Annotated in this window: 10 protein-coding genes; 6 read left to right on the top strand and 4 right to left on the bottom strand. The window is 70.4% G+C overall.

Features of this window, described 5'->3' with window-relative positions:
• Nucleotides 1–21: 21 nt before the first annotated feature.
• Both BCEP18194_RS35200 and BCEP18194_RS35195 read right to left on the bottom strand, forming a co-directional pair.
• Nucleotides 22–1,056: a LysR family transcriptional regulator gene (locus BCEP18194_RS35200; protein ID WP_011356084.1), complete on the bottom strand. Its 1,035-nt coding sequence runs from the start codon at nucleotides 1,054–1,056 to the stop codon at nucleotides 22–24.
• Complete coding sequence (locus tag BCEP18194_RS35195) at nucleotides 1,053–2,027, bottom strand: AraC family transcriptional regulator (protein WP_011356083.1); 975 nt, start codon at nucleotides 2,025–2,027, stop codon at nucleotides 1,053–1,055. The genes BCEP18194_RS35200 and BCEP18194_RS35195 overlap by 4 nt, the downstream gene beginning before the upstream one ends.
• 149 nt (nucleotides 2,028–2,176) lie before the next feature.
• Between BCEP18194_RS35195 and BCEP18194_RS35190 the strand changes: the two genes are divergently transcribed.
• Nucleotides 2,177–3,292 (top strand): NAD/NADP-dependent octopine/nopaline dehydrogenase family protein, encoded by a 1,116-nt coding sequence (locus BCEP18194_RS35190; RefSeq protein ID WP_041493377.1) that lies wholly within the window; start codon nucleotides 2,177–2,179, stop codon nucleotides 3,290–3,292.
• Complete coding sequence (locus tag BCEP18194_RS35185) at nucleotides 3,289–4,299, top strand: 3-hydroxybutyryl-CoA dehydrogenase (protein WP_011356081.1); 1,011 nt, start codon at nucleotides 3,289–3,291, stop codon at nucleotides 4,297–4,299. Before BCEP18194_RS35190 ends, BCEP18194_RS35185 begins: the two co-directional genes overlap by 4 nt.
• Before the next feature lie 224 nt (nucleotides 4,300–4,523).
• On the opposite strand, the gene BCEP18194_RS35180 is transcribed toward BCEP18194_RS35185, so the two are convergent.
• Both BCEP18194_RS35180 and BCEP18194_RS35175 read right to left on the bottom strand, forming a co-directional pair.
• The gene (locus tag BCEP18194_RS35180) at nucleotides 4,524–5,861 is read right to left on the bottom strand and encodes an MFS transporter (RefSeq protein WP_011356080.1); all 1,338 of its coding nucleotides are present in this window, start codon (nucleotides 5,859–5,861) and stop codon (nucleotides 4,524–4,526) included.
• Between the two features lie 144 nt (nucleotides 5,862–6,005).
• Nucleotides 6,006–6,896 carry a LysR family transcriptional regulator gene (locus BCEP18194_RS35175; RefSeq protein WP_011356079.1) on the bottom strand — a complete coding sequence of 297 codons (891 nt, stop codon included), beginning with the start codon at nucleotides 6,894–6,896 and terminating at the stop codon, nucleotides 6,006–6,008.
• 101 nt (nucleotides 6,897–6,997) lie between these two features.
• Here BCEP18194_RS35175 and BCEP18194_RS35170 point away from each other — a divergent pair, with 101 nt between their 5' ends.
• Genes BCEP18194_RS35170 through BCEP18194_RS35155 form a run of 4 tightly spaced genes read left to right on the top strand, consistent with a single transcriptional unit; the run spans nucleotide 6,998 to nucleotide 12,235 of the window.
• On the top strand, nucleotides 6,998–8,551 hold the full coding sequence (locus BCEP18194_RS35170) for an AMP-binding protein (protein ID WP_041493376.1): 1,554 nt from the start codon (nucleotides 6,998–7,000) through the stop codon (nucleotides 8,549–8,551).
• Nucleotides 8,552–8,562: 11 nt separating this feature from the next.
• Nucleotides 8,563–9,750, top strand: a complete 1,188-nt coding sequence (locus BCEP18194_RS35165) for an acyl-CoA dehydrogenase family protein (RefSeq protein WP_011356077.1) — start codon at nucleotides 8,563–8,565, stop codon at nucleotides 9,748–9,750.
• Nucleotides 9,747–10,892: a CaiB/BaiF CoA transferase family protein gene (locus BCEP18194_RS35160; RefSeq protein WP_011356076.1), complete on the top strand. Its 1,146-nt coding sequence runs from the start codon at nucleotides 9,747–9,749 to the stop codon at nucleotides 10,890–10,892. The genes BCEP18194_RS35165 and BCEP18194_RS35160 overlap by 4 nt, the downstream gene beginning before the upstream one ends.
• Before the next feature lie 44 nt (nucleotides 10,893–10,936).
• On the top strand, nucleotides 10,937–12,235 hold the full coding sequence (locus BCEP18194_RS35155; RefSeq protein ID WP_011356075.1) for an MFS transporter: 1,299 nt from the start codon (nucleotides 10,937–10,939) through the stop codon (nucleotides 12,233–12,235).
• Nucleotides 12,236–12,295: the final 60 nt, after the last annotated feature.

Below are 12,295 nucleotides of genomic sequence, written 5' to 3'. Positions count from 1 at the left end.
CGTGCCTTTCCGCTTGCGCCGCTATGCGCAGGCGGGCGGCTGCGGCGCGAGCCATGCGTCGAACGGCGCCAGTTCGCCGATGTTGAACAGTTCGAGCAGCAGCGCGCGCAGCCAGCGATGGCCGGGGTCGGCGTCGAAGCGCCGGTGCCAGTAAGCGTTGACGGCCCATTCGCCGGCACCGGCGATCTCGTACAGCGCGCACGGCTGCCGCGCCGCGAACGTGATCGCGATCGTCTCCGGCAGGATCAGTGCGTAATCGCCGTCCTGCAGCAGCGCGGGCACAACCATGAAATCGGGGAGCGCCGCGCGCACGCGCGGCATCAGCCCGTGCCGCTCCAGCAGCTGCATCGATTGCGGATGCGACGTGACCGCGACGAAGCGCAGCGTATCGGGCGCCTCGCCATCGAGCACGTAATCGTCGGGTAGCCCGACGCGCTGCGCGGTACGGCGCGGCATCAGCAGCACGCAGCGCTCGTGCAGCAGCGCGGCGCGCTGGAAGTGGCTTGACGCATCGGCGAAATGCCCGAGCGCGAAGTCGATCCGCCCTGATTCGAGCGCGACGTTGAGCTGGCACTCGTCGACGTGCAGCGTTTCGATCACGGCACCCGGTGCGCGGCGGTCGAATGCGCCGAGCAGTGTCGGCAGGAACGCGCTCGCCGCGAAATCGCTCATGTGCAGGCGGAACACGCGCTGCGTGCTGTCGGGCGTGAAGCGCGAGCCTTCGTCGAGCACGTCCTGCAGGATCGCCAGCGCCTTGTCGACCGACACCGCGAGCCGCTGCGCGCGCGGCGTCGGCTCGACGCCGGTGCCGGTGCGCACGAACAGCGCGTCGCGGAACATCAGCCGCAGCCGGCCGAGCGCATAGCTGACGGACGGCTGTGTGACGCCGAGCCGCAGCGCCGCGCGGCCGACGTGCCGTTCCTCATAGACCGCGCGAAAGGTCTTCAGCAAGTTGAGATCGAGATCCTGCACGCGCAGTTCGGATGGATCGTTGTCGTGCGGCGCGGATTCGGCGCGGGTCGGGGCCGCCGGGCGGCCGGTTGCGGAGTGCGTCATCGGGGTTGCCTCGCGGTGACGGAAGGCGCGTGGCCGTAACGCCGCGCATACGCCTTCGCGAAATGGCCGAAGCCATGAATGCCGTGTGCGATCAGCACGTCGGTCACGCTGCGCGCGTCGCCGCGTTGCAGCGCCGCGTGCACGGCGGCGAGCCGGCGATCGCGCACGTAGGCGGCCGGCGTGGTGTGCAGGAACGCGCGAAACGCGTGCTGCAGCGTGCGCGGCGCGACGCCCGCGACGGCCGCCAGCGCGGCGAGCGCGAGCGGTTCGCCGAGGTGCGCGTCGACGTGATCGCACGCACGACGCACGTGCGCCGGTAGCGGCGGCGTGCCGCGCGCGAGCGCATCGCTGTACGAATGCGGCAGGTGCGTGAGCAGCAGCGACATCAGCCACGCGGTGAGGTCGGCGCCGAAGGTCGTCGCGGCCGTGCCGATGCCCGGTTGCGCGCCGAGCCGGCACAGGTATTCGAAGGTCGGCAGCAGCAGCGCCGCGCCCGCGCCGGCACCGCCGGCCGCGAGATCGAACTGCAGTGGCCGCGTGAGCGTGGCCTGCAGCATGTCCTGCAGCTTGCGTTCGAGCGCGCCGCGTTCGAGCCGCAGCACGAGGTTGCGGCAATCGGGGCTCGTGCTCAGCCGGCTCGCGAGCGCGGGTGACGACACGGTCAGCTCGCCGGGGCCGGCGCGCGCGACGACGCTGCCGGCCTGCAGCTCGCATGCGCCGGCGAGCGTCAGCCTGAACAGGAAGTGTTCGGCATCGTCGCCGAAGTCGATGCGCGTTTCGCGGCCGTAGCAGAGTTCGAGCAGCGCGCCGTGATGCAGCGGCACTTCGTACAGCTCCGCATGAAACGGATCGCGGCCGCGCGCGGCCATCCGGTGCGGCCCGAGACGGTGCGCGACCGCGCGTTCGACTTCGTCGGGGGCGTGCAGCGTGCCGAGCCGGTTCAGCGCATGGCGGGACAGGGCGATATCCATTGACGGACCTCGTAGCGGATGCGGGGGCGCGGCGGCATGCGCATCGCCGCGATTGCGTTGCGCGAACGGGCGTGCCGTTGCGCGTTTTGAAGCGACGCGGCGGGGGCGGCCGCGTAGTCTCGGTAGCACTCAATCACCGGGAGAAGACGATGAAGGTATGTGTTCTGGGCGGCGGCCACGGCTGCCATGCGGCGGCAATCGACCTGCTCGAGAAGGGCCACGACGTGACGTGGTGGCGGCGCGACCGCGAGCCGCATGCGCGGTTGCGCGAGCTCGGCGTGCTGAATGTGACCGACTATCGCGGCACGCGCGCGGTGCCGCTCGGCGATGCGCCGGGTGCGATCCGCCTGACCGGCGATCTCGCGGCCGCGTTGCGCGGTGCGCAACTCGTCGTGGTGCCGCTGCCTGCCACGTCGCACGACGCGCTCGCCGCGCAGGTCGCGCCGTTGCTGGAGGACGGCCAGGTCGTGTTCCTGCCGCCCGGCACGTTCGGCAGCTTCGTGTTTGCGCAGGCGGCGGCCGACGCCGGTAACCGTTCGCGCGTCGCATTCGCCGAGACGGGCACGCTGCCGTACCTGGTGCGCAAGCATGGCGACAACGACGTCGTGATCAGCGCGTACGCGACGCGCTTGCCGACCGGTGTGTTGCCAGCGAATGCGGCCGGCTGGGCGTTCGACGTGCTGCGTGCGGGCTATCCGTCGGTTGAGCCGGTCGAGGATGCGTTGTCCGGTGCGCTGATGAACGCGGGGCCCGTGATCCATCCGCCGCTGATCCTGATGAACGCCGGGCCGCTCGAACATTTCGACGCATGGGACATCCACAACGAAGGCACGCAGCCGTCGATCCGCCGCGTGACGAACGCGCTCGACGCCGAACGCATCGCGGTGCGTGAAGCGCTCGGCTACCGTGCGCCGCATTTCCCGCTTGCGGATCACTACGCGGCGGAAGGCGACGAATGGATGTACGGGCGCGGCGCGCACGGCAAGCTGACCGATAGCGGCGACTGGCGCGAGAAGATCGATCTGCGGTCTCATCGCTACATGCTCGAAGACACCCGGCTCGGGCTGTCGTTCATCGTGTCGTGCGGGCGCTGGGCCGGTGTGCCGACACCGGTTGCACAGGGGCTGCTGAGCATCGCGAGCGCGGTTGCGGTGCGCGACCTGTATGCGGAAGGCCGCACGCTGGAGCGGCTCGGGATCGCGGCGCTGTCGAAGGGCGCGATGCGGGCGCTGCTCGACAAGGGAGTCGCCGGAGTCGCCGCATGAGCGCGGCCGCCGAGGTGACGCGCATCCACGTACTCGGCGCGGGACGCATGGGGCAGGGGATCGCGCTCGTGTTCGCGTTTGCCGGGATCGATGTGACGCTGATCGACTTCAAGCGGCGCGATGCGGTTGGCCAAAGCGCGTTCGACGATCGTACGCGCGACGAGATTGCCAGGCCGCTGCACGCGCAGGTCGCGCTCGGCCGCATCGATGCCGCGCAGGCGGATGCGGTCGTCGCACGCATCGCGATCGTTGCGCGTGACGGTGCTGCGGAAGCCGTGCGCGATGCAGACATCGTGTTCGAAGCACTTCCCGAAGTGCTCGACGCGAAGGCCGATGCGTTGCGCTGGCTCGGCGAGCACGTCGATGCGCGCGCAACGATTGCGTCGACCACGTCGACGTTCGTCGTTACCGAATTGCAGCGCCATGTCGTGCGCCCCGAACGGATGCTGAACGCGCACTGGCTGAACCCGGCGTTGCTGATGCCGCTCGTCGAGATCAGCCGTAGCGACGCAACCGACCAGTCGGTGGTCGATGCGCTCGCCGCGCTGCTCGAACGCGTCGGCAAGAAGCCGGTGATCTGCGGGCCGGCGCCTGGCTACATCGTGCCGCGCATCCAGGCGCTCGCGATGAACGAGGCCGCGCGGATGGTCGAGGAAGGCGTCGCGAGCGCGGAAGATATCGACACGGCCATCCGCACGGGCTTCGGCCCGCGTTTCGCGGTGCTCGGGCTGCTCGAATTCATCGACTGGGGCGGCTGCGACATCCTGTACTACGCGTCGAAGTACCTGGCAGGCGAGATCGGCCCGCGTTTCGCGCCGGCCGCGAGCGTCGTGCGCAACATGGAAACCGGGCGTGATGGCGTACGCACGGGTGCCGGCTTCCACGACTATGCGAACGTGGACGTGCCCGCGTACATGGGGCAGCGGCTCGGCGAATTCGCGCGATTGCTCGATCATCTGGGGTTGGCGCCGGTGTTCGATGGCGGGCGGCGCGACTGGGACGCGTAGCCCGGCCGTCGCGGCCGCGTGCGTTCGCGGTGCCGCACAAGTGCGCATGTGGCACCGTGAACCGGCGTGTTGCGCACCCGGCGGCAAGGGCAAAGGCCCGGCCGTCGCGGTCGCGTGCGTTCGCGGTGCCGCGCAAGCGCGCACGTGGCACCGTGAACCGATGTGTCGCTCACCCGCCGGCAGGGGCAAGGGCACGGACTTGGTGGCCGGCGCGGGCCACATGCTCATGCCGTATCGCCGCGCGTATCGGCGGCCGGTGCGGCACGCGTCTCGCGCATCACGCACAGCGTCGCGACGGTCACGAGCCCGAGCGCAATGAGGAACAGCGAAACGGGCCACGACGCGTGATAGTGCGCGAGCAGCGCGGTCGCGATCAGCGGCGACATCCCGCCCGCGAAGATCGACGCGACTTCATGCCCGAGCGCGACGCCCGAGTAGCGCACCTCGGTGCTGAACAGCTCGCCGACGAGCGCGGGCAGCGTGCCGATCATCGCGCCGTGGCTCACGGCGGTGCCGACCGTGAGCGCGAGCCACACGAGCGGCGTCACGCGCGTATCGAGCAGCCAGAAGAACGGGAACGCGCATGCGACGAGGCTCAGCGCGCCGATCAGGTACACGGGCTTGCGGCCGATCCGGTCGGACAGCCGGCCCCACGCGAGCATCGCGCCCATCTCGACGATCATCGCGATCATCACGCCGGTCAGCATCACGCCGTTCGGGATGCCGACGTATTTGCCGTAGACGAGCGAGAACGCGAGGAAGATGTACGCACCGCCGTTCTCGGCCACGCGCAGCCCCATCGCGAGCAGGATTTCCTTCGGATGGCGACGGATGCATTCGACGATCGGCAGGTGCGTGTGCGCGCCGCGCTTGCCGGCCTGCTCGAAGTCGCGGCTTTCCGGCAGGTGGCGGCGGATATAGATGCCGATCGCGAAGATGACGATGCTCGCGAGGAACGGCAGCCGCCAGCCCCACGCGCGGAATGCGTCGTCCGGCAGCGCCTGCGCGGCGAGAAACGCAGCCGACGACAGCACGAAGCCGCCGCCCACGCCGAGCTGGCTCCACGCAGCGTAGTAGCCGCGCTGTTCCGGCGGCGCGTTCTCGCTGATCATCAGCACGCCGCCGCCCCATTCGCCGCCGGACGCAACGCCTTGCAGCAGGCGCAGCACGACGAGCGCGGCCGGCGCCCACACGCCGACCTGCGCATAGGTCGGCAGCAGGCCGATCGCGAAGGTCGATGCGCCCATGATCAGCAGCGTCCACACGAGCGACGCCTTGCGCCCGTAGCGATCGCCGACGTGGCCGAACACGATCCCGCCGAGCGGCCGCGCGACGAAGCCCAGCGCGAAGGCCGCGAACGCGGCGAGGCTGCCAGCCAGCGGCGACGCGCCTGGCGGAAAGAACACATGGCCGAACACGAGCGCCGCGGCCGTGCCGTACACGAAAAAGTCGTACCACTCCATCGCGTTGCCGGCGACGGAGGCGATGACGATCCGGCGCAGTTGCCGGTCGGCGAGCGGCCGGGCGGCGCTCGGGGATTGCACGGTGTCGGTCGGGTACATGGCGGACTCTGAAGGGGAGGCGGGCGCGTGCCGTCTGTGCAGCACTGCGGGCTAGTGTTGTCGGCACCGTGCCCCCGGTCAAATCCGCAGAAAAAGGGGAGGGTCATCACTCCCGCAAATGATGGTCGCGCCGCTTCCCCGCGCCTAGCCCACGCTTTCCCGCAGCAGCGCGATCATCCGCTGCGCCAGTGGCGGCACGTACGCGCCTGCCCGATGCATCGCGCCGATGCGGCGATCGAGTTCGAGCTCGCCGGCGCGCAGGTCGAGCGCGCGCAAGCCGGTCACCTGGTCGAGCGCATCCGTGCCGCCGACACACAGCAGCGGCGTGCCGCGCAACAGCTGCAGCAGGGACGTATTGCCGAAGTCCGTCTCGATGCGCAGGCGCGGCGCGGGCAAGCCGCGTGCGCGGAACGCGTCGTCGATCCGGTGCCGCACGGGAATCGTCGCTTCCGGCAGCAGCCATTCCTGATCGGCGAGATCCGCGAGCGTGAGTCCGCGCTTGCGCTGCAGCGGGTGCGCGGCGTCGGCGAGCACGGTCAGCCGGTCGTCGAACAGCGCGATGGTGTCGAGGCCGGCGTCCTGCTGCTGCGGCTCGGGCGCGATGACGAGATCGAGTTCGCCGGCCGCGAGCAGGTCGAGCAGTTCGCGCGCGAGCCGGCAGCGAAGCCGCAGCCGCGCGGCCGGCCGTTCGCGGATCAACTGCCGGCACGCACCGAGCACGAACGCGTTGGGCACGGTCGGCGAGTAGCCGATCCGCACCACGCCCTGTTCGCCGCCGCGGATCGCGCGCATCTCCTGCATCGCGTCGTCGAACTCGAGCGCGATCCGCTGCGCGCGCGCGACGAAGCGTGCGCCGGCCGGCGTCGGCGTCATCCCGTTCGCGGTGCGCTCGAACAGCGTCACGCCGACTTGCGCTTCCAGCCGTTGCACGGCTTTCGTGAGCGCCGGCTGCGACAGCCCCAGCGCCTCGGCGGCCTTGCCGATGCTGCCGTGCCGCTCGACGGCCAGCAGGTACTCCAGATCGCGCGTGTCCATCGAGGGATTCCTGTTGGTTATGACTTTATATCCGGTGATGCATTGTGGTGATGCCTGGGCATCTTACAGACTGGCGGCACTGTTCGACCAGGAGAATCGTTTTGAGCTTCGCCTACTTTCTGCGGCGCGCGGCCCGTTACTGGGGCAGCCAGCCCGCCGTGATCCACCGCGACCGCGCCGTCACGTACCGTCAGCTCGACGAGCGCTCGACCCGGCTCGCGAATGCGCTGCGCGGCCTCGGCTTCGCGCCCGGCACCCGCATTGCCGTGCAGGCGCGCAACTGCATTGAGCTCGTCGAGATCGAGTGCGCGCTGTACAAGGCCGGCCTCGTGAAAGCCGCGCTGAACCCGCGCTTCACGGCCGCCGAGGCCGCCGACGTCGTCGGCAACTGCGCACCCGCCGCGTTCATCGGCGGGCGCGGCTACACGGATTACACGCCCGATTCGCCGGGCTTTTCGTCGGTCGAGCGGTTCGTGTCGATCGGCGGCGCGACGACCGGCTATCTCGACTACGACACGCTGGTCGCCAAGGGCAGCGATACGCCGCCCGACTACCAGCCGGCGCCGGACGATCTCGCCGTGCTGCATTTCTCGTCCGGCTCGACGGGGCGCATCAAGGCCGCGATGCAGAGCTACGGCAACCGGCTCGCGTCGCTGCGCAAGATCGTGCTGGGAATGGACCGCCCCGTGCAGCCCGGCGACCGGCTCGCGCTGATCGGCCCGATCACGCATGCGTCCGGGATGCTGATGCAGCCGTACCTGTTCTGCGGCGCGACGCTCGTGCTGTTCGACGCGTTCGAGCCCGCGCATTTCCTCGCCGATGTCGCGCGCCAGCGCATCACACACACGTTCATGGTGCCGGCGATGGTCAACATGCTGCTGAACGCGCCGGAGCTCGCGCAGGCCGACCTGCGCAGCCTGAAGGTGCTCGGCTACGGCGCGGCGCCGATGGCGCCGGCGCGCATCGAGGAAGCCTGGGCGCGCATCGGCCCCGTGCTGTCGCAAGGCTATGGCGCGAGCGAATCGACGTCGGGCGTCACGCGGCTCGGCATTGCCGACCACGCGCATGCGCTGCTGCACGACCGCGAACGCCTCGCGTCGTGCGGCCGGCCGCTCGGCGAAACCGAGGTGCGGGTGGTCGATGCCGACGGACGCGAAGTCGAAGGCGACGCGATCGGCGAGATCGTGATTCGCGGCGCGGACGTGTTCCAGGGCTACTGGAATGCACCGGAGCTGACGCGCGAGGTGCTGGTCGACGGCTGGCTGCACACGGGCGACCTCGCGCGCACCGATCGCGACGGCTTCATCTATCTGGTCGACCGCAAGCACGACATGATCATTTCGGGTGGCTTCAACGTGTATCCGACCGAAGTCGAAGCGGCGCTCTACCGGCACGAAGGCGTGCTCGAGGCCTGCGTGGTCGGCGTGCCCGACGACAAGTGGGGCGAGGCCGTGAAGGCCGTGGTCGTGCTGCGCGCCGGCCGTGACGCGCAGGCGAACGATCTGGTCGTGCATTGCCGCGCGCAACTCGCCGACTACAAGCTGCCGCGCTCCATCGATTTCGTCGCCGAGCTGCCGAAGAACGCGAACGGCAAGATCGCCCGCAAGCTCGTGCGCGAGCAGTACTGGCGCGGTGTCGCGCGCCGCGTCAACTGAAGGAGCCCGCCATGTTCGATCATCTGCAACGCCCTGAATTCGTCGCGCTGCGCGCGGCCGTGCTGCGCTTCGTCGACGACGAACTGCGCCCGATCGAGCGCGAGCTGCGGCTCGACTCGGAAGACGTGTGGCCGCGCGACGTGCTGCGCCGCGTCTGGCAACGCTCGGCCGCGCTCGGCTTCTATACCGCGAGCCTGCCCGTCGAGATCGGCGGGCAGGGGCTGTCGATCGCCGAGGTGTGTGCGCTGAAGGCCGACCTCGCCGCGTGCGGCGCGGCACTCGCGCCGCACGTGCTCGGCGAACTCGGCGGGCCGCCGCGCGTCGGCAACATGCTGAAGTACGCGACGCCCGCGCAGCTCGATCGCTATTTCAAGCCGGTGATGCGCGGCGAGAAATCGACGTGCTTCGCGCTGACCGAACCGCACTCGGGCTCGGATGCAATGAGCATCCGCACCACGGCGGTCGAGGATGGCGATGCGCTCGTGATCAACGGCACGAAGCACTACATCAGCGGCGCGCCGTTCGCCGATTTCGCGATCGTGATGTGCGTGACCGATGCGTCCACGACGCCGCCGCAGATCACGGCCGTGCTGGTCGATCTCGACCTGCCGGGCGTGAGCGTCGAGCATGAGTACGTGCCGATGTCCGGCCAGCACATCGATGCGGACATCCGCTTCGTCGACGTGCGCGTGCCGCGCGAGAACGTGTTCGGCGGGCTCGGCAACGGCTTCCGGCTCGGCATGTCGCGCATCAACGTGAACCGGCTGCTGCATTGCCCGACGATGCTCGGCCTCGCGATGTCGGCGTACCGGGCGTCGCTCGATTACGCACGCACGCGCCGGCAGTTCGGCGGACCGATCGCGCGGTTCCAGGCGATCCAGCACATGCTGGCCGACATGGCCGCCGCGCTGTGGGCATGCGAAAGCATGATCGCGCATACGGCCGCGCTCGCCGATGCGGGCGCCGACCTGCGGATGACGGCCGCCGCCTGCAAGCTGTACGTGTCGGAGCGCTGCTTCGAGGTCGCGGACAAGGCCGTGCAGATCCACGGCAACGTCGGCGTCACGCGCGGCCATCCGGTCGAGCAGACGTTTCGCAAGCTGCGGATGTTCCGGATCCTGACCGGCACCAGCGAGATCCAGCGCAACACGATCGCGAAGGCGATTCTCGAACCGGCCGGCGCGGGAGGCGGCGCATGACGGCGCCCGACGACGCACGCGACGCGTGGCCCGCCGCCGCTGGCGACGCGCCGGCCTGGTCGTGCCTGCGCGGCGTGCGGATCGTCGATGCCGGCCAGCTGCTGCCCGGGCCGCATGCGTGCGCGTTGCTGCGTCAGCTCGGCGCCGACGTGATCAAGGTCGAGCCGCCGGGCGGCGACGCGTTGCGGCAGTTCGGTGACGACACGTTCGCGCAGTTCAACCGCGGCAAGCGCTCGATCGTGCTCGACCTGAAAACACCCGACGGCCGCGCCCGCTTTCTCGATCTCGTGCGCGAGGCCGATGCGGTGGTCGAAGGCAACCGGCCCGGCGTGATGGCGCGGCTCGGGCTCGGCTACGACGTGCTGGCGCACGCGAACCCGCGCGTCGTGCTGTGCTCGATCACCGGCTACGGGCAGGACGGCCCGTATGCGAACCGTCCCGGCCACGACCTGAACTTCCTTGCCGATGCCGGTTACTGGTCGGTGCCTGCGCAACTGCACGACACCGTTGCACGGCCGCGCGTGCGGCTGGCCGATCACGCGGCCGCGCTGCATGCCGCGCTCGCGCTGGCGGTTGCCGTGATGAGCGCCCGCGCGAGCGGGCGCGGCCAGCATCTCGACGTGTCGATCCACGACGCGATTTTCGCGTGGACCGCGCCGGCCGCGTGGGCGCTGCGCACCGGTCGCGATTCGCACGACACGGCGCGCTGGGTGATGCCCGACAACGATCTGTTCGAGACCGCCGACGGCCGGCACATCGTGCTCGCGACGCTCGAGGACAAGTTCTGGGCTGCGTTCGCCGATGCGCTCGGCGACGCGTATCCGGCGCTGCGCGAGCCGCGTTTCGCGCAGCGCGCGGGCCGGCAGCAGCATCGTCACGCGCTTGGCGCGCTGCTGCGCGCGACTTTCGCGACGCGCACGCAGGACGACTGGATGCGCGTGCTCGGCGCGCTCGGGCTGCCGGTGTCGCGCGTGCCCGACGCGGGCGCGGTGTTCGACGATCCGCACGTGCGCGCGCGCGGCGTCGCACGCGAAGTGACGGCCGACCGGTCGTTCGCGGTGCGCTTCCCGGTGAAATTCTCGCTCGGCCTGCCGGACGGCGACGACCGGGTGCCGGCGCCCGGCGAGCACGGCGGCGGATAGCGCGACGCCACCGGCCGCCGACGATAACGAAACAGGAGACAGCCATGACGAATGGTGCGCAGTACCGCCCCGGACGGGCGTGGTCCATCGCGACGATGCTCGCGCTGATGATGCTGGTGAATTTTCTCGACAAGGTCGTGCTCGGCCTCGTGTCGGTGCCGATGATGCGCGACCTGCATCTAAGCCCGACGCAGTTCGGCGTGATCGGCGGCAGCCTCAACTGGCTGTTCGCGGTCGCGGCGGTCGCGGGCGGCATTGCCGCGAACCGCTGGCCCGCGAAATGGCTGCTGTTCGCGATGGCGGCCGCATGGGCGCTGCTGCAGTTGCCGATGCTCGCCGCGAGCTCGATCTGGGTCGTCATCGCGTGCCGCGTGCTGCTCGGCATCGGCGAGGGGCCGGCGTCGCCGGTCGCGACGCATGCGATCTACAAATGGTTTCCCGATACGCGGCGCAATCTCCCGGTCGCACTGCTGCACCAGGGCAGCGCGCTCGGCCTGCTGATCGCGGGGCTTGGGATTCCGGTCGTCACGTCGCACTGGGGCTGGCGAGCGAACTTCGCGCTGCTGGCGGTGCTCGGGGCCGTGTGGTGCATCGCGTGGGCGGTGGTCGGCGAGGAGGGCACGCTGTCGCGCGGCCCGCGCGCGGCGGGCGGCGAACGCGTGCCGTACGGGCGGCTGCTGACCGACCGCACGGTGCTCGGCAACTTTCTCGGCCATTTCGCGGCGAACTGGATTCTCGCGATGACGCTCACGTGGATGCCGACCTACCTGCAGCTCGGGCTCGGCTTCGGGCCGCACGAGGCGGGGCGCATGTTCGCGCTGTTCGTCGCGGTCACGTCGCCGCTGAGTCTCGCGCTGGCCTGGTTGTCGCAAACCTTGCTCGCGCGCGGCATGCCGTCGCGGCACGGACGCGGCACGTTCATCGCCGTCACGCTCGCCATCGCCGGCGCCATGCTGGCCCTGCTGCCGGTGCCGGAGGTGCCGCGCGCGGCGAAGCTCGTGCTTCTGACGCTCGGCAGCGGGCTGACGCTGACGATGTACTCGGTCGGCCCCGCAATGCTCGCCGAGGTGACGCCGGACGCGCAGCGCGGCGGCGTGCTCGCGCTGAGCAACGGCTTCGCGTCGCTCGCGGGCCTCGGTGCGCCGGTCGTCACCGGGATGCTGATCGAGGCGAGCGGCGCGTCGGTCGCGCGCGGCTTCGAACAGGCGAGCGTCGTGTGCGGCGTCGTGCTGATCGCGTGCGGCGTGCTCGGCGCGTGGTGCCTCGATCCGCAGCGCTCGCTGCGGCGCCTCGCGGGCGACACGGCGCACGCCGCGCCGCCGGTCGGCGCGTGCGGCCGCTAGCGCCTGCCGCGTACATCGCATCGCATTCGGCGTACGGCCCGCCAGCCGGGCCGCGGCGCC

The sequence above is a fragment of the Burkholderia lata genome, assembly GCF_000012945.1.
Taxonomy (GTDB): Bacteria; Pseudomonadota; Gammaproteobacteria; order Burkholderiales; family Burkholderiaceae; genus Burkholderia; species Burkholderia lata.
The sequence above is the reverse complement of the archived record's forward strand: the minus strand, read 5'-3'. Positions and strand labels throughout refer to the sequence as shown.

Coding starts and splice junctions, on each gene's coding strand:
- BCEP18194_RS35200 (WP_011356084.1), bottom strand. CDS start 1,056: ATGACGCACTCCGCAACCGGCCGCCCGGCGGCCCCGACCCGCGCCGAA.
- BCEP18194_RS35190 (WP_041493377.1), top strand. CDS start 2,177: ATGAAGGTATGTGTTCTGGGCGGCGGCCACGGCTGCCATGCGGCGGCA.
- BCEP18194_RS35185 (WP_011356081.1), top strand. CDS start 3,289: ATGAGCGCGGCCGCCGAGGTGACGCGCATCCACGTACTCGGCGCGGGA.
- BCEP18194_RS35175 (WP_011356079.1), bottom strand. CDS start 6,896: ATGGACACGCGCGATCTGGAGTACCTGCTGGCCGTCGAGCGGCACGGC.
- BCEP18194_RS35180 (WP_011356080.1), bottom strand. CDS start 5,861: ATGTACCCGACCGACACCGTGCAATCCCCGAGCGCCGCCCGGCCGCTC.
- BCEP18194_RS35165 (WP_011356077.1), top strand. CDS start 8,563: ATGTTCGATCATCTGCAACGCCCTGAATTCGTCGCGCTGCGCGCGGCC.
- BCEP18194_RS35155 (WP_011356075.1), top strand. CDS start 10,937: ATGACGAATGGTGCGCAGTACCGCCCCGGACGGGCGTGGTCCATCGCG.
- BCEP18194_RS35160 (WP_011356076.1), top strand. CDS start 9,747: ATGACGGCGCCCGACGACGCACGCGACGCGTGGCCCGCCGCCGCTGGC.
- BCEP18194_RS35195 (WP_011356083.1), bottom strand. CDS start 2,027: ATGGATATCGCCCTGTCCCGCCATGCGCTGAACCGGCTCGGCACGCTG.